Below are 15,343 nucleotides of genomic sequence, written 5' to 3'. Positions count from 1 at the left end.
ACTTACTGCACTTTCATGGCACAATGGCCTGCATGAGCAAAGTACGTAAGTCCGCACTGTTGACTGCAGCCACCGCAATCACCGTTTCCCTTGCCACCCCAGCCGCCTCCGCCGACATGGTGGATGACTACCTCGCGAAGGTTCCTGCGGGCCAGATCTCCTGCGATCAGGCAAGCCGCTATTACACCAACGCTTCCGACTACAACTCCAAGAAGTCCCAGGCGCTCGCCGCTGCTAATTTCCACCCGCGTGGTGGCAAAATCCGCGATGCCATCGCGCGCGCGGATGAGGCGATCGCGCGTTGTGGTCTAAATGGTGGCGCTCCGGCTCCAAAACCAGCCCCAGCTCCAGCTCCAAAACCAGCACCTGCCCCAGCAAACGTGATTTCGGTTGGTGTGGTTCCGGGCCAGCCTACGGTTGATGTGCCGGTTGGCCCGCAGGTCTTCCGTATTCCGGACATCAACAAAATCATCCAGGATCTCTTCTCCCAGGCACAGTCCCAGGTTTCGCAGCTTTCTTCCTTCTAGGAGGGCAGAAAGTACTCGTCCGCGTGCAGGCGAACCACTCGCGGCAGGTAGCGCATTTGTTTGCCACGACGTCGACAAGCGAGTGCCCCATGAATCATTAGCGGGTAAGACCCCACATAACCTGATCGAGCGCGCAAGAATCGTGCGGCAGATCTGGATGCGCTGCTGGGGCCTCACAGACGTCGCCCAAGCTGACGTTTTCAACGTCGGCGCCTGGTACCGCAGTAAGCTTCGAGGTTTCGTTCGGCGTGACGGTGGTATCCGCCGGGCTATAGATCGAGGTGTACTTAACCCCCGGCGCGGTATCGGGCAGTTTGTTCATTTTCTCAATAAAGTCCGAGCCCTGCAGCTGCTGAATGCCGGCCGTAGTGCCCAAGAAGGCAGCCAGCTTCGGCATAACCTTGGCAATATCACTCAACGCAGGTCCCATACCGTTCAGCGTAGTGCCGTGATAGTTGCCACCGATTGCGACAACACGGGAGACCTCCTCTGGGGAACCGTAGAGCTGCGTGAAAGTCTTGGTGTGCAGCCCGCCCTGGGAATGGCCCACGAGGTTGACCTTGTCAGAGCCAGTAGCGGACCGAACATACTCGATTTGCTCTGCAATCTCGCGAGCAGAAGCATCAAGATCCCCAATCGCCTTCATGGCCGGGATAGCATTCTGCAACGTGACATCGTCCGCGCCGTAGTCGAATGCCCACACGCACATGTTTTGCTCCTGCAGCCGCGGAATCAGATCCGTCCACGCCGAGGAATTATCGCTGGTGCCATGAATGAGAACCACTGGCTCAACATCAGAAACGCAACTCGGATCGTTGATGCCGTAGCTCTCTGGCACTGAGGTCTCAAAAGTGGCGGCTTGAGCAGGTGCGATGGACACGGTAGCGGCTAGAAAAGAAGCCGTGAGGAAGGTGGTAATTCGACGCATGCCCCACAGAATAGACCCTGCTCACGGATTTTATTCAAGATAGGGTAGCCGGGTGTGTACGTTCGGATAATACTCAAAGTGTCAGAAACTCGAGGCACCACCAGCGCCGGAGAACCCCGAACTAAAGTTGCTGCTCACATTGGGTGAAGAAGCTACGGAAGCGCTATTCCATGAGCTGATCGCCATAAAAGGTACGAATCCGTGATAACCCACTCCCGGATAAAAGGAAGACTCGTCAATACGCGGGCGCGCCGCCAACTCATCCGCTTCGTTTTCCTTTTGTAACTGCGTTTGGATCTGCCCAAAGAGCGTGGCTGCGCGCTCCACTAGCTCGAGGTAACGATCCATAAATTCAGGCGCGGCCGCATCGATCTCCTCGGAAACGGCAATCAGCCGGGATGCTTCTTCCGCGACCCCGCCCGTGGATTCCGTGCGCGCTTCAATCAGGTCCTTGCGTAGCTCATAGAGTTCCTTGCGGCGCGCGTTAACGTCAGCATGCTCGACGGCATACAGACGGTCGATGTTGTGTTCTGCGGTATCTACGCGGTCACAGATGGATTTCGCTTCCTCGATTCCACTCGCCGCTTGTTCGAAGTCCTCGTCGGAAGACTGCTCGTTCAGGCTGGCAAAAGCGCTAACTTTATCGTCGAGGTTGAGGAACTCGTCGCGCAGTTGCTCCCATTCCTCGCGCATCCGGGCGTCGACAAGCGCTGATTGCAAAGAGTGCGCACGCACGTCGATGGCATTCAAGCGTTGAGCGATATCCCCATAAGCCCGTGAAACGTATTTCCAATCCTCACGGGCGGTCGCAATACGCTGCGCTTTCCGACGCCGCGTAGCGCCCACCGCAGCCACGATTCCTCCAGCAGCCGCACCCGCGCCGAAACCACCAAAGCCAATGCCGAGACCGCGGTTAGCCTTAGCATCGGAATAAAGCTCCTCACTGACCTTGTCCGCATCGGCAGCATAGTCAGCGCCAGCGAAAAGACCTGCCGGGATATTTCCTGCCTTCACGCCCAGTTTGATCTCTTCGATTGCGTCTTCCAAATGACCATCTTCTAGTTCCAAGGACAGGTCCTTCGCCACATCGTTGCCCGCGAAGATAAAGGCTTGACGTGGATCGAGGCCCACGCCGACGAAGAGCTGGCCATCGGTGAACTGGTCATCGCCGATGAGGTCTGGGTGATTATCGCGTAGATACTCTTCGACGGAATCTTCTACCTCGTCCTTGTTCTTTTTGAAGACAAGGTAGTTCAGCTGCTTGACCGGAGCCGCGAAGTGGATTCGCTCAACGTCACGACGCATGCGTGCTTCGTCATCGGGGTTTAAGACATCTTCGGGATCCATGATCTCGACCCTGACGTCTGCGGACCGCTCGACGGAATAATCTGCTTGCTCCGGAGATTCCACAAACGTGGCAGCGCCGAAAGCAGTGCCGCCGCCAACCAAAAGCGCTGCTGCTGCAGATGCCGCCAGAATCTTTTTCATTCCAATCTCCATTCTCGCTTGGTGCGCAGCCATGCCAGGACTGCCTTGACGCGGCGGTTTTCGTCTTCGGGGCTGAACCCGAGCTTCATGAAAACATTCGCCACGTGTTTGCTTACTGCACCGGCAGTGAGCACGAGCTTGCCTTCGATCTCGCGATTGCTGGCGCCTTGTGCCATCAAGGCTAGTACCTCGCGTTCTCGGGGCGTGAGCTTATCGACGCCCATCTTCCGGGAGGAGAGCAAAGTGCTCACGACTTCCGGATCTACCACGGTGCCACCTGCAGAGACCGTATCCAGTGCATGGATGAACTCATCCACATCGGCGATTCTTTCCTTGAGTAGATAGCCGAATCCGCCGTGTTCGATGAGCCCGTCCAAGTAGCTGGCAGCGACGTATTGGCTCAACACCACGACGGGCTGCTCGGGCGTACGTTTGCGAATCTCATTGACTGCTCGCAGGCCGTCGTCCTGCAAAAGCGGCGGCATCCTGACGTCGGTGACAATGATGTCGAATCCTTCTGCCGCAGCACGCAATTGATCAGCATCTTCGACCGTGGTGACCTCATGGTCCAAGGAACGCAGGAGTTGTTCGATTGCCGCACGCAGCAGGGCGGAGTCTTCAGCAAGCAAAATTTTCATGGCAGTTTCATCCTTAACCGTGCGCCCTGATCAGTGTCTTCTAGTTTCACGCTTCCGTCCAGGGCTATGGCGCGCTCTTCCAGGCCGGCGATGCCGGTTCCCTCGCCTGCGGTTAACCCGTGCCCGTTATCGGTGATGGAAATTTTTATTCCTTCTCGGTAATCCAGCTTCACAGTCGCTGCGGTGGCCTCACCGTGCTTTACGGCGTTGGTTAGCCCCTCTGCCACGCAGTGATAGGCCAACAAGGCGCTGGTTTCATCAAGGGAGCGTTCTTCGCCTTTGCATTCGAGGGTGGTCTCCAGCCCGGAATGGACGAGGAGTTCTTCGAGAGCCGCAATCAGGCCATTATCGAAGAGGACCTGCGGCGCGATGCCACGGACCGTGTCGCGCAAGGCAGACAGAGCAAGGCTGGCGTTGTGGTCGGCGGCGTCGAGAGCCGCGGTGTCTCCCCTTTTCGCCGCGGCTAGGTTGAGCTTGAGCGCGGTGAGGTACTGCTGCGGGCCGTCGTGTAGCTCTCGTTCGATGCGGCGGCGCTCGCCGGAGAAGGCGTCGATAAGCGTGGCTCGCGCATCGCTCTCCAACGCCAGGCGAGTGGTGCTCACGGAAAGAAAGGTCAAAAACTTCGCGCCGAAGATAAGGACCAGCAAGCACAGGCGGCCAAACGTCCAGCTCACCACGATAGCCAGGGCTCGATTTTCAATGACGAGGCTACCGATGTTGAACCTATCCGTGAAGAAAGGAGCGATGAAGAATACCACCGTCATAGACCCCACGAACAGCCACAACGCCATGCTCAAAATCGAGAGCAAAAGCTGAATCAGAAGGTGATAAAAATGCTGCCAATCAAACCAGCGATGTGGGGTGCGGTAGCGAATCTTCACGCCCAACCACCGTGCGCCGCCGCGGGTAATGACGGCCATGAGGGACGCAACGAGCGGAATCCATGGCAGCATGACAACGGAAACCACAACAGCGGGAATACACAGCAGCGCTAGCACTAGATTCCACGCCACGGATTTGAAAGTTGCCATAGAGTACAACCCTAATCCGCACTTCGGACACACGCAGTGGAGCTAGCTCCCCTAAATTTCTGGGAGTCTCCCCCATCGGAATCCTGCGCCTTTCAACGTGAAATCGAAAGCATGACACTCATCGCAAAAAATCTCACGAAGAAATACGGCAAGAATCTGGTGCTAGACCACCTCTCGCTGCGCATTGAACCGGGCGAGTTCGTGGCCATCATGGGCCCTTCCGGCAGCGGCAAGTCAACGCTCCTCGGCCTGCTTTCTGGCCTCGACAAACCTACAACCGGCAAGGTCAATGCACCGGGGCGCAAGCACCGCGCTTTCGTGTTCCAAGACTATAACCTCCTGGAATCGCTTAACGCCCAGCAGAACGCGGAACTTACGGCGAAGTTCTCTGGCCGCAAATGCGGCCCGGCGAAGCTGCACCAGACCTTTGAGAGCTTGGGCATCGGCGGGCTGGAAAAGCGCTTACCGGCACAGCTTTCGGGCGGACAGCAGCAACGCGTCGCGGTGGCGCGAGCATTGCTTGCCGACGCCCCCTTCATCTTCGCCGACGAGCCCACCGGTGCGTTGGACGACGACACGGCGGACGTGGTCATGGATCATCTCGTCCGCGTACCCAGCACGGTGGTAATGGTCACCCACTCGCACGCGGCCGCCGCGAAGGCCGATCGCATCTACAAGCTGGAGGAACACCATGTCCGTATGGCTTAAGGATCTACACAGCAATTGGCCTTCCTGGCTGGCGGTGGCGCTGACGTGTTTTATCTCCGGAATGGGATTCTCGCTCGCCGTAGCGCTCATTAACGCAACCGGTGATGACACAACTTCTCTGGGCGGAACCATCCTCGGGCTGGCTATCTGCTCCAATACTCTCGTCATTTTCTCGCAGATGAAGCTCATCATCGACGAGCACATCCACATCTACCGCAGCTGGCGCATGGTGGGCATGCCCAATTGGCTCATCTTTGTACTCGTGCTGGGTCAGATTGCGGCGGTCTCTACGTGCGGTGCGGTTCCTGGCGCCTTTTGCGCTACATTTCTCACGGACTTCGCACTCGATGCTTTCCACCGCGACAACATTCGAGTGGACGGTATCTCCGTGACGATGGGCGGTGTTGTGCTTGCTAGTGCGGTGTGCGTACTTGCCGCAGTACTGGGTGGATTCTTGTCATTGCGGCGTATCTACCGTTCGGGGATGCCACGGTGGACAGCTGCCAAGTGTGCGCTCGCTTTAATCCTTGGTGCCGGGATCTTGTTTGCCTGCACCTTGATCGAAGATCCGATAGATGCAATGTCCGCGTGTTTGGGCCTTATCCCCTTGTTCGCATTCCTGGTTCCATGGATGTTGCCACTGCTTATGCAGTGGACCCGACCTCTCGGCATCGCTGGCGCGAACGTGCGCGTACGCAGCAACTTCACCGCACCACATATCATGCCGTGGATCTTGTTCGGCGGCCTCATCATCGCCGTGGGCTCAGGTCTCCGCGCCATGTTGAGCATGGAGGAGGAGTTTACGATGTCGCCGTGGCAGGTGTTCGTAGTGGTACTCGGGCCGACGATCGCGCCGAGCGTGATGGCGGCGTTTACTACTTCGCTGTTAATGCGCAAGCGGATCGCTCACGACGCAGGGGCGCTAACTTTGGCGGGTGCTGCCAGGAACAGCATTTTCCGGGTACAAATCGGTGAAGCCTTCGCGCTGACAGCAACCACGACGGGATTACTGTCCGCGCTCACGCTCTTCATCGTCTTGCTCATGAACCACGGGATGACAGGAGAATACGCGCTCACCGGCTTCTGGTGGCAGGCGTTACTTGTGCAAGCTTGCGTGATGTTTATGGGTCTTTCCGGCTTCAAATGCGGGTTGGCCACAAACTTTAGGGATACAGCTGCGCACGTCCGTCCGTAAAGGACTTGTACTGCTCAATGTCTCCGCCAACTGGGACCAATTGATCATCTTCAACCTCTAGGCGCACGCGTGCGGTTTCGGTAATTCCCTCTGCAGTAGAACGGCCGCGATTGCCCACGGTGAGCTCGATTTCATCGTCTCCCACCACGGAAGCCTCTTCCACGGAAGAAGCGGTAATACCGTGGCCGCCGACCAATTCACCCTCGGACCAAATGAGGATTCCGTCTGCGATTGATGCACCCGTTCCGGCAGGACCGTTTTCATCACCGAAGGCGCCATCCAGTACGGCGTAGCTAAGCTCCGCGCACGGATCATAGGCGCCGTCACTGACCGTGTAGTGGAACTTAAAATTATCTTTATCCGTGTTGAGGACGCCCTTTGCGCCGTTGGCGAATCGCTTCTGCAAATCAGAGCCGCCGTCCGCGCACTCTTCCTCTTCATTTTCTTTATTTTCCGCAGTTACCGTTTCGGTTACTACCGGCTGCGGGTCTGCTTGCTGCTGGGTCTGTTCTGTGGACTCAGTTTTCTCAGTGGACTCGGTTTGTTGTTCGGCAGTCTCACGGAAGACCGGCTTCGAAGAATCGCTTTCGGATTCCGATGAACAACCGGCAACGCTCAACGCAACTACAGCTACAGCACTCGAAACAGCAACGAATTTCCTCATGATTTCAAGATACTTGACTGCTTGCTAGAGAAGTTCCGATAGCCAAGGAAAGAAAGAACAGCGCGGGAGCTACACCCGGCCTTGAACGTTGTTCAATTACAGTCTTAAAAGAGATTATTGCTGTGGTAGAGATAATTCCATGCCTTTTTTGAACAGTGTTCAAGTCGCTGCGATCGACTCCACCCATATCTGGCACCCCTATGCCGCGCCCGGCGCGCCAGCCTTGCAGGTATTGCGCACCGATGGTGCCTATTTAGAACTCGCAAATGGCCAACGCGTCATCGACGGCATGAGCTCCTGGTGGGCGGCATGCCACGGCCATTCGCACCCGCGGCTGGTGGCGGCGGCGAAGGATCAGATCGATAGGTTCAGCCACGTCATGTTCGGCGGGCTCACTCACGAACCGGCGGCGCGGCTTACCGCAAACCTCATGGAGTTGACCAACCACCAGTACGCGCAGGTCTTCTACTCCGATTCCGGATCCGTCGCGGTGGAAGTGGCAGTAAAGATGGCGCTGCAGTGCTCGCCGCCCGGCCGCACCAAGCTTTTGACCTGGCGCTCGGGCTATCACGGCGATACCTTCGCCGCGATGAGCGTGTGCGATCCGGAAGGCGGCATGCACACTATGTGGAAGGGCATCCTTGCCGAGCAGATCTTTGCCCCAGCTCCGCCCACGGAAGGCGCCTCGGCTAAGCAGCGGGCGGAATACTTGGATAAGTTCGAGTCCTTTATCACCGAAGAAGTCGCCGCGGTCATCATCGAACCCGGCGTGCAGGGCGCGGGCGGGATGCGCTTCCACGACCTAGAGCTGGTCGCAGGCGTGCGGGAGCTATGCGATAAGCACGGAATCTTGCTCATCGCGGATGAAATCGCCACCGGGTTTGGTCGCGCAGGTGAGCTCTTCATGACGCAGGCGGCAGGAATCACGCCCGACATCATGTGCGTGGGCAAGGCGCTAACGGGCGGGTTTGTCTCGTTGGCAGCAACCCTGGCCACGCAAAAGGTGGCGGAGACGATGCAGCCACGCGCATTGATGCATGGGCCGACGTTCATGGCCAATCCCCTGTCCTGCGCGGTGGCGGCCGAGTCCACCGCCATGATTGCAGAAGGCACCTGGCGCGCGGACGTCGCACGCATTGAGCAAGGTTTACGCGCAGGGCTTAGCGACGCCCCCGGCATCACCCGCGTGCGCGGCGCCATCGGTGTACTGGAAATGGACCATGACGTGGACATGGAAGCGACCACCGCGGCGGCCCTTGAAGAAGGCGTATGGCTGCGCCCATTCGGCAGGCTCATCTACACGATGCCGCCATATATCTGTACCGATGAGGAAGTAGCGCGTATTTGCCGCGCCGTCGTTGCCGCCGGGGAGGTCGCATGATCTATTGCATCACCGGAACCAATACGGATGTGGGAAAGACCATTGCCACGGCGGCCCTGGCCGCGCAGTACCAGGCGGCGGGCAAGCATGTGGTGGTGGCGAAACCGCTGCAAACAGGAGATACGAGCGATTGCGCCACGATCACACGCTTTACCGGCGTGGAATCCCGGCAATTCAAGCACTATCCGGAGCCTCTAGCGCCGAACCTTTCTGCCCGGCGCGCGGGATTACCGCAGGCCGAAAAAGAGGAGGTGCTGGCGTGGATTCGCAGCATCGATGCAGACGTCGTACTCGTGGAGGGCGCGGGCGGCCTGCTGGTTAGGCTCGCAGATAGCTTCACGCTTGCCGACGTCGCCCGTGACCTCGGCGCCGAACTTTTCATAGTCACCAGCTTGATGTTGGGAAGCCTCAACGCCGCTGAGCTCACCGTGGAAGCTGCCCGCGCCCGCGGCATTCACGTCAAAGGGCTGATTGGCGGCATGCTGCCACAAGAGCCGGACCTCGCCACTCTCCTCAATATCGCGGAGCTTCCCAAGGTCACCGGCGTGCCACTGCTCGGCTGTATTCCTGCCGGCGCAGGCTCGTTAAGCAAGGAGGAATTCTGCGCCCAAGCAGCGCAGTGGGATCTCTTAGGTGGTCTCTAGATCGGCCCACGCAACCGGAACGGGTCTTTCATGACTCGGCCTCCTCATCCCCTGGAACAATCTTGCTGTCTATGGCACTCAAGATGCAGCCAGCCAAAATGTAACCACTCGCCTGCATATGGGTGGCCCAGTTGCCTCCGCCTCCGGCCACAACCAAAAAGATCATGAACCCCACAGCAATGAGACAATAAACAATGAATCGACCATGCGCACCAAGCCGATATCTCCGCGCAGAAATGACGCTGATGGCCCAGCTGAGCCCTAGGAGAATTGCATAAACTAGCCCTCCGGCCAACGCACCCGGAACCATGTACAGCATTCGCTATCCCTTCCAACAATCATCTGCGGGGCCTTGGAAGCACTTTCTAAAAGGTAAAACGAAAAGTCTCGAGAAACCATCCAAAAGGAACGATGTCTCGAGACTTCACAGCGTGCCCGGGGCGGGACTTGAACCCGCACGTCCTATAAGGACACTGGCACCTGAAGCCAGCGCGTCTGCCAATTCCGCCACCCGGGCTGGGTATTAAGTGTCTTGGCGACCAACTAACATTAGCATGCAGGAGCTAAGAATCTACAAATCCGCAGGCAAACACGAAGTTTTCTGGGGAAAAGCCCCCTAAAAGCATCGGAACTTTAGGCGGCGCGGCTACGTTTAGAAGGGGTAGGCACCCTATAATTAGCCTGTCATAGAAAAGGAGGACAGCACGTGGCAATTTTTGAAAAGCTCGCGAAGCTGGATTCCGCCATGCAACGAGGCTTGGACAATGGCATGGCCTTTGTCTTCGGAGGCAAGGTCGTTCCCGCGGAGATTGAAGAGCTCCTCAAACAGGAGGCGCAGGACAATCTCGCACGCGGTGATGACGAGAACCTCTACAGCCCCAACGTCATGACAGTAGGCGTATCTTCCAAGGACTTGGAAAACCTCTCCCGTGACCCAGATCTGCCCGCAGATTTCGCCGACCAACTCACCCGCTTTGTTAGAAACCACGGCTGGTCATTCGCCGGCCCGGTCATCGTACGCATCGCGGAGGAATCAGGATTACGTACAGGACAGCTTCGAGTGTCTTCGTTTATTGATCACGAACCCGCCGAGGAAACCGGATTCGACGCAATCTTCCACGAAGACGATGGTCAGGAGGACCACATGAGTAACCCGTTTAATGCAGACGAGGCAGCAACCACCACCTTTATGGCACCGGATCAAAATCCAGAGCAGCCACACTCGCAGGGCCCCGCAGTGAACTTGATGCTGCAGGATGGTTCCTCCCGCGTGTACCACGTGCGGGAAGGTTCCAACATCATCGGTCGCAGCAACGACGCTGACCTTCGCCTGCCCGACACTGGCGTTTCCCGCCAGCACGCGGAGATTACGTGGAACGGACAGGATGCCGTCTTGGTAGATTTGCAATCCACCAACGGCACCACTGTCAACGAGACGCCAATTGAAAACTGGCTGCTGGCCGACGGAGACGTCATTACCATGGGACACTCCCACATCGAGGTCCGTATCACCGGCACCGAGAACAACCACAACTACTAAACCCCGCCGAGAAAGTAAGGAGGTCACCATGGATTCAGTCGTTTTGCTAGCTCTTCGCATCGGCCTTCTGGCACTGTTGTGGCTTTTCATCCTGGTGGCCTTGAACGCAATGCGCCGGGACGCCAATAAGGCTGCCGGCGTCTACCAGCCTTCGGCGCAGGCGAAGGCCACTCCGCGGCGTCGCGAAGCGCCCAAGCAGATCAACATCGTGGACGGGCCCCTGCGTGGCTCCCACATGCAGCTCGGCACCCTCGAAGAGTGCACCATGGGCCGTGCGCAGGACTGTGACTTTGTCACCGGCGACGACTTTTCTTCCGGTCATCACGCGCGCCTGTTCCGCCGCGGCAGCGAGTGGTTTGTGGAAGACTTGGAATCCCGCAACGGCACCTTCGTCGGTGGCGTTCGCATCGATCAGCCGGAGCGAGTTGGCGTTGGCACCGACATCAAACTTGGCCGCACGACCGTGAGGTTGATGGCATGACTTTAAGCCTTAAATTCACCGCGATCACAGATCGCGGTCTAGTACGCCAAAACAACGAGGACAGCGCCCACGCTGGTCCCCATCTTTTGTTATTGGCAGACGGAATGGGCGGCCACGCCGCCGGCGAGGTGGCCTCCCAGCTCATGGTTGAGCACTTGGAGCACCTCGACCAAGACCCCAAAGACAATGACATGCTCGCGCTGCTGGGCGCCGCGGCGGAGGATGCAAACGCGTCGATTTCCGCACACGTCGAGCAGCATCCAGAGACCGAGGGCATGGGCACCACGCTTACCGCGATGATGTTCAACGGCACCGAGTTCGGCGTGTGCCACGTGGGTGACTCCCGCGGCTATCGCCTGCGCGACGGCAAGCTGACCCAGGTAACGCGCGATGACACATATGTGCAGTCCCTGGTGGATGAGGGTCGCCTCGACCCCGAGGACGTTTCCTCCCATCCGCAGAAGTCGCTGATTCTCAAGGCCTACACCGGTCGCCCGGTGGATCCCACCTTGTTCATGCTGGATGCCAAGGTCGGAGACCGCCTGCTGCTGTGCTCCGATGGTCTTTCGGATCCGGTTACGGCAGCCACCATCGAACTCGCACTTTCGCAAGGCACGCTTGACGACGCCGCGGTTACCCTCCGCGATCTCGCACTGCGTTCTGGTGGCCCAGACAACGTCACCATCGTCTTGGCCGAGGTAGTCGAGGGCAAGGGCGATAGCTCGCCGGTCAAGGTCGGCGCCATCGCAGGCGTCGTGCCTGAGCCGACGCACCCGGATTCCTCCGCCAGCCGGGCGGCTGCGCTAACGAGGCCACGGGAGGCGTCGCCTGCGCCCCAAGAAGAGGAAGACGACACCGAGGAACCTCACAGTCCAAAGAAGAAAGTTGGTTGGAAGGTAATCGGCGCCCTCGTCGTGGTGCTCGCGCTCGTCATCGGCGGCGGATTCTGGACCAAGAACGAGATTTCTAACAACTTCTACGTCGCCACCGACGAAGAAGGGGCACTCAGCATCGAGCAAGGCGTAGATTTCTCAGTCTTTGGGCGTTCTTTGCACCACAAGTACCAAAATGCGTGCGTCGATAAAGCGAACACGCTGCGTCTCGGGTCCACTCCGTGTGAGGGGGACTTCGCCCCGTTCAAGGTAACTGACCTGCCAGATTCCGAGCGCGCAGCCGTAGATAACCTGCCTTCGGGTTCCTATGCCGAGGTACAAACCCAGCTTTCGAACCTGTCCTCCAAGGCACTCAAGCCGTGCATCAGCACGCCGAGCAAGAAGACGGACGAGAAGCTAGAGAAGAAAACCGCTAAACCAGGAATCACGTGCCGGGAGGTGAGCTAAGTGAAGAAGATCTTTTCCCGCGGCACTGAGCTCGGACTGCTGATTCTGGCGGCCGTGGTCTTTGCCATCACCACCGTCAGCCTGGAACTTTCCCAGGGCAACATCTTGACCATGGACGTCCTCTACCTCATCGGTGGATTCATCGGCGTCTTCACCGTCGCCCACCTGGTGCTGTGCTTTTTGGCACCGCATTCGGATCAGCTCATGCTGCCGATTGTGTCTCTGCTCAACGGCACCGGCCTGGTCATGCTGGCGCGCCTCGACCTCGTCAATGATGGTGTCCTGGCGCGGCGGCAAGTGATGTGGACGATCGTCGGCCTTATCCTCTTCGTGCTGGTGCTGGTTGTATTGCGGGATCACCGCTCCCTTACCCGCTACTCCTACATCCTGGGCGCAGCCGGCCTCATCCTGCTGGCGCTGCCGCTGGTGTGGCCGCAGCCGCCGGGAGTCGAGGCGCGTATTTGGCTGTGGCTGGGTCCATTTTCTATCCAGCCTGGCGAGTTCTCGAAGATCATGCTCATCTTGTTCTTCGCCATGTTGCTTACCCAAAAGCGCTCACTGTTCACCGTTGCCGGTTACCGCTTCTTGGGCCTTTCCCTGCCGCGTCTGCGTGACCTCGCGCCGATTCTGGTGATTTGGGGAATCGCCATCGTGATCATGGGCATCTCCAATGACTTCGGCCCGGCGCTGCTGCTGTTCAGCACCGTCCTCGGCATGCTGTTTATGGCAACTGGCCGTGTCAGCTGGCTGCTCATTGGCCTGCTCTTGGTAGGCGTTGGTGGTTTTGGCATCTACCAGATCTCTTCGAAGATTCAAACGCGCTTTTCCAACTTCCTGGACCCGCTGGGCAACTACGACAACGGCGGTTACCAGCTTTCCCAGGCACTGTTCGGCATGTCCTCCGGCGGCATCTCCGGAACCGGCTTGGGCCAAGGCCACCCAGAGATCGTCCCAGTGGCGCACTCCGACTTCATCCTCGCCGGCATCGGTGAGGAGTTCGGCCTCATTGGCCTAGCCGCCGTGCTGGTCATGTTTGGCATGCTGGCTTCTCGCGGTTTCAATACCGCGCTGAAGTCCCGTGATTCCTACGGCAAGCTGGTTGCATCCGGTTTGTCGCTGACCCTGGCAGTCCAGGTCTTCGTGGTCACTGGCGGTATTTCCGCCATGCTGCCGATGACCGGCCTGACCACCCCATTTATGTCGGCTGGCGGTTCCTCGCTGATGGCTAACTACATGCTTCTGGCAATCCTGCTGCGCATCTCTAACGCGGCTCGTCGCCCAGCGCGTGAGACCAGCAGCAATGCGCCTACCGATACTTCCATGTTCCCCGCCGTACAGGAGGCAACCCGATGAATAAGTCGATCCGCCTCGTCTCTCTCTTTGCCATCCTCTTGACCGCAGTGTTGCTCGTAAACCTCACCGTGGTGCAGGCATTTTCAGAGGACAAGTACGCACATAACCCGAAGAACATGCGCGGTTTCTACGCCATGCAGACCACCCCGCGTGGCCAGATCTTCGCCGGCGATACGGTGCTGGCTAAGTCCACCGAGGATTCCGAGGGCAAGTACTCGCGTTCCTACCCCACCGACTCGCCGGCCTTTTCCAACATCACCGGCTACCTTTCCACCCAGTTCGGTGCTTCCCAGTTGGAGGCTTCCCAGAATGAGATCCTCAACGGCACCGACGATTCCCTCCTCACCCAGAACTGGCTTGACACCATTTCCGGCAAGGAAAAGGTAGGTGCCAACGTCGAGGTCACCATCGATCCTGCGCTGCAGCAGGCCGCCTATGATCAGCTGGTTGGCCCGGGTTACAACGGCGCGGCGGTGGCCATCCAGCCTTCCTCTGGCAAGATCCTGGCCATGGCTTCCTCGCCGAGCTACAACACCAATGATCTCCTCGGTGAAAACGCCGACGAAACCTGGAGCGCGCTGCAAGAGCAGAAGGGCACCCCGCTGCTCAACCACGCCACGCAGGAAACCCTGCCTCCTGGTTCCATCTTCAAGATCATCACCACGGCCGCCGGCCTCAACAATGGTTTCAACCCCGGCTCCTCGCTGACGGGTGCTAATTCCATCGTGCTGCCGGACTCCGTGACGGAGCTGACTAACTACGGCAACCAGATGTGCGGCGGCTCCCAGTCCGTTACCTTGCAGACTGCCTTCGCCCTTTCCTGCAACACCGCGTTCGTGGAGATGTCCGAGTCCATCGGCGCTGATGAGCTGCGCAAGTACGCGGAGGCTTTCGGCGTGGGCGAAAAATATGATCTCGGAGTTAACAGTGCTGCCGGCAATTTGGGCGAGCTTGCCGACGGCGCGCAGGTTGCCCAGTCCGCGATTGGTCAGCGAGACGTGACCATGTCTGCACTGCAGGCGGCCATTATGGCTGGCACCGTTGCCAACAAGGGCAAGCGCATGGAGCCCTACCTCATCAACCGCATCACTGATGCGCAGATGAATGAGATCCGCGCGACCAAACCTCGCCAAGCCGAGCAAGCGGTAACGGAGGATGTTGCGAACACGATCAAGGAATTGATGTACGGCTCGGAGCACTCGACCTTCGGCTACGATGGCAACTCCTTTGCTTCCAAGACCGGCACCGCAGAGCACGGCGATGGCCTTGCCCCGCACGTGTGGTACGTCGCGTTCGATCCGGACCGAGACATTGCCGTCGCCGTCGTAGTCAAAGACGGTGGCAATCTCGGCGAGTCTGCCACCGGCGGCCAGGTTTCTGCCCCTATCGGACGCGCCATCCTGCGCGCATATGGAGGACAGTAAA

At 58.5% G+C, this 15,343-nt stretch carries 15 protein-coding genes and 1 tRNA gene; 10 read left to right on the top strand and 6 right to left on the bottom strand.

Annotated elements, in window-relative coordinates:
• Positions 1-32: 32 nt before the first annotated feature.
• A complete protein-coding gene (locus HMPREF2692_RS09160; protein ID WP_141761320.1) occupies positions 33-527 on the top strand; it encodes a hypothetical protein in 495 nt (164 codons plus the stop codon).
• Between the two features lie 97 nt (positions 528-624).
• Here the strand turns inward: HMPREF2692_RS09160 and HMPREF2692_RS09155 are convergent, their stop codons facing one another.
• The 4 genes from HMPREF2692_RS09155 to HMPREF2692_RS09140 form a co-directional block, all read right to left on the bottom strand.
• On the bottom strand, positions 625-1,455 hold the full coding sequence (locus HMPREF2692_RS09155; protein ID WP_070823438.1) for an alpha/beta hydrolase: 831 nt from the start codon (positions 1,453-1,455) through the stop codon (positions 625-627).
• 81 nt (positions 1,456-1,536) lie between these two features.
• A complete protein-coding gene (locus tag HMPREF2692_RS09150; protein WP_168168031.1) occupies positions 1,537-2,943 on the bottom strand; it encodes a DUF5129 domain-containing protein in 1,407 nt (468 codons plus the stop codon).
• Positions 2,940-3,581 carry a response regulator transcription factor gene (locus tag HMPREF2692_RS09145; RefSeq protein ID WP_005530578.1) on the bottom strand — a complete coding sequence of 214 codons (642 nt, stop codon included), beginning with the start codon at positions 3,579-3,581 and terminating at the stop codon, positions 2,940-2,942. Before HMPREF2692_RS09145 ends, HMPREF2692_RS09150 begins: the two co-directional genes overlap by 4 nt.
• Positions 3,578-4,612 (bottom strand): sensor histidine kinase, encoded by a 1,035-nt coding sequence (locus tag HMPREF2692_RS09140; RefSeq protein ID WP_070823434.1) that lies wholly within the window; start codon positions 4,610-4,612, stop codon positions 3,578-3,580. The genes HMPREF2692_RS09145 and HMPREF2692_RS09140 overlap by 4 nt, the downstream gene beginning before the upstream one ends.
• A 111-nt stretch (positions 4,613-4,723) precedes the next feature.
• On the opposite strand from HMPREF2692_RS09140, the gene HMPREF2692_RS09135 reads away from it, so the two are divergent.
• Positions 4,724-5,320 carry an ATP-binding cassette domain-containing protein gene (locus HMPREF2692_RS09135; RefSeq protein ID WP_062036358.1) on the top strand — a complete coding sequence of 199 codons (597 nt, stop codon included), beginning with the start codon at positions 4,724-4,726 and terminating at the stop codon, positions 5,318-5,320.
• The gene (locus tag HMPREF2692_RS09130) at positions 5,304-6,515 is read left to right on the top strand and encodes an FtsX-like permease family protein (RefSeq protein WP_070823432.1); all 1,212 of its coding nucleotides are present in this window, start codon (positions 5,304-5,306) and stop codon (positions 6,513-6,515) included. Before HMPREF2692_RS09135 ends, HMPREF2692_RS09130 begins: the two co-directional genes overlap by 17 nt.
• Here the strand turns inward: HMPREF2692_RS09130 and HMPREF2692_RS09125 are convergent.
• Entirely contained in the window at positions 6,484-7,179 is a 696-nt protein-coding gene (locus HMPREF2692_RS09125) for a hypothetical protein (protein ID WP_070823430.1), read from the bottom strand. The two genes, HMPREF2692_RS09130 and HMPREF2692_RS09125, sit on opposite strands and share 32 nt — an antisense overlap.
• A 139-nt stretch (positions 7,180-7,318) precedes the next feature.
• Between HMPREF2692_RS09125 and HMPREF2692_RS09120 the strand changes: the two genes are divergently transcribed.
• Complete coding sequence (locus HMPREF2692_RS09120) at positions 7,319-8,560, top strand: adenosylmethionine--8-amino-7-oxononanoate transaminase (RefSeq protein ID WP_062036364.1); 1,242 nt, start codon at positions 7,319-7,321, stop codon at positions 8,558-8,560.
• Positions 8,557-9,204 carry a dethiobiotin synthase gene (gene bioD, locus HMPREF2692_RS09115; protein WP_070823428.1) on the top strand — a complete coding sequence of 216 codons (648 nt, stop codon included), beginning with the start codon at positions 8,557-8,559 and terminating at the stop codon, positions 9,202-9,204. Before HMPREF2692_RS09120 ends, bioD begins: the two co-directional genes overlap by 4 nt.
• Positions 9,205-9,636: 432 nt before the next feature.
• Here bioD and HMPREF2692_RS09105 read toward each other — a convergent pair.
• Positions 9,637-9,721, bottom strand: a tRNA-Leu gene (locus HMPREF2692_RS09105).
• Positions 9,722-9,910: 189 nt separating this feature from the next.
• On the opposite strand from HMPREF2692_RS09105, the gene HMPREF2692_RS09100 reads away from it, so the two are divergent.
• From HMPREF2692_RS09100 to HMPREF2692_RS09080, 5 genes are read left to right on the top strand one after another with little or no spacing between them, the layout of a single operon-like run.
• Positions 9,911-10,744 carry a DUF3662 and FHA domain-containing protein gene (locus tag HMPREF2692_RS09100; protein WP_062036439.1) on the top strand — a complete coding sequence of 278 codons (834 nt, stop codon included), beginning with the start codon at positions 9,911-9,913 and terminating at the stop codon, positions 10,742-10,744.
• A gap of 28 nt (positions 10,745-10,772) precedes the next feature.
• Positions 10,773-11,225, top strand: coding sequence for an FHA domain-containing protein FhaB/FipA (locus HMPREF2692_RS09095; RefSeq protein WP_062036441.1), 453 nt, complete (start codon positions 10,773-10,775; stop codon positions 11,223-11,225).
• Entirely contained in the window at positions 11,222-12,565 is a 1,344-nt protein-coding gene (locus tag HMPREF2692_RS09090) for a PP2C family protein-serine/threonine phosphatase (protein ID WP_070823426.1), read from the top strand. The genes HMPREF2692_RS09095 and HMPREF2692_RS09090 overlap by 4 nt, the downstream gene beginning before the upstream one ends.
• A complete protein-coding gene (locus HMPREF2692_RS09085) occupies positions 12,566-13,918 on the top strand; it encodes an FtsW/RodA/SpoVE family cell cycle protein (RefSeq protein WP_062036445.1) in 1,353 nt (450 codons plus the stop codon). It begins immediately after the preceding gene.
• Positions 13,915-15,342: a penicillin-binding transpeptidase domain-containing protein gene (locus tag HMPREF2692_RS09080; RefSeq protein WP_062036447.1), complete on the top strand. Its 1,428-nt coding sequence runs from the start codon at positions 13,915-13,917 to the stop codon at positions 15,340-15,342. The genes HMPREF2692_RS09085 and HMPREF2692_RS09080 overlap by 4 nt, the downstream gene beginning before the upstream one ends.
• The last annotated feature ends 1 nt before the right edge of the window (position 15,343 follow it).

This window comes from Corynebacterium sp. HMSC036D03 (assembly GCF_001836185.1).
Lineage (GTDB): Bacteria > Actinomycetota > Actinomycetes > Mycobacteriales > Mycobacteriaceae > Corynebacterium > Corynebacterium simulans.
Note: the sequence above shows the minus strand (reverse complement) of the source record. Positions and strands in the feature narration are given on the sequence as shown.

Coding starts and splice junctions, on each gene's coding strand:
- HMPREF2692_RS09160 (WP_141761320.1), top strand. CDS start 33: ATGAGCAAAGTACGTAAGTCCGCACTGTTGACTGCAGCCACCGCAATC.
- HMPREF2692_RS09155 (WP_070823438.1), bottom strand. CDS start 1,455: ATGCGTCGAATTACCACCTTCCTCACGGCTTCTTTTCTAGCCGCTACC.
- HMPREF2692_RS09150 (WP_168168031.1), bottom strand. CDS start 2,943: ATGAAAAAGATTCTGGCGGCATCTGCAGCAGCAGCGCTTTTGGTTGGC.
- HMPREF2692_RS09145 (WP_005530578.1), bottom strand. CDS start 3,581: ATGAAAATTTTGCTTGCTGAAGACTCCGCCCTGCTGCGTGCGGCAATC.
- HMPREF2692_RS09140 (WP_070823434.1), bottom strand. CDS start 4,612: ATGGCAACTTTCAAATCCGTGGCGTGGAATCTAGTGCTAGCGCTGCTG.
- HMPREF2692_RS09135 (WP_062036358.1), top strand. CDS start 4,724: ATGACACTCATCGCAAAAAATCTCACGAAGAAATACGGCAAGAATCTG.
- HMPREF2692_RS09130 (WP_070823432.1), top strand. CDS start 5,304: ATGTCCGTATGGCTTAAGGATCTACACAGCAATTGGCCTTCCTGGCTG.
- HMPREF2692_RS09125 (WP_070823430.1), bottom strand. CDS start 7,179: ATGAGGAAATTCGTTGCTGTTTCGAGTGCTGTAGCTGTAGTTGCGTTG.
- HMPREF2692_RS09120 (WP_062036364.1), top strand. CDS start 7,319: ATGCCTTTTTTGAACAGTGTTCAAGTCGCTGCGATCGACTCCACCCAT.
- bioD (WP_070823428.1), top strand. CDS start 8,557: ATGATCTATTGCATCACCGGAACCAATACGGATGTGGGAAAGACCATT.
- HMPREF2692_RS09095 (WP_062036441.1), top strand. CDS start 10,773: ATGGATTCAGTCGTTTTGCTAGCTCTTCGCATCGGCCTTCTGGCACTG.
- HMPREF2692_RS09090 (WP_070823426.1), top strand. CDS start 11,222: ATGACTTTAAGCCTTAAATTCACCGCGATCACAGATCGCGGTCTAGTA.
- HMPREF2692_RS09080 (WP_062036447.1), top strand. CDS start 13,915: ATGAATAAGTCGATCCGCCTCGTCTCTCTCTTTGCCATCCTCTTGACC.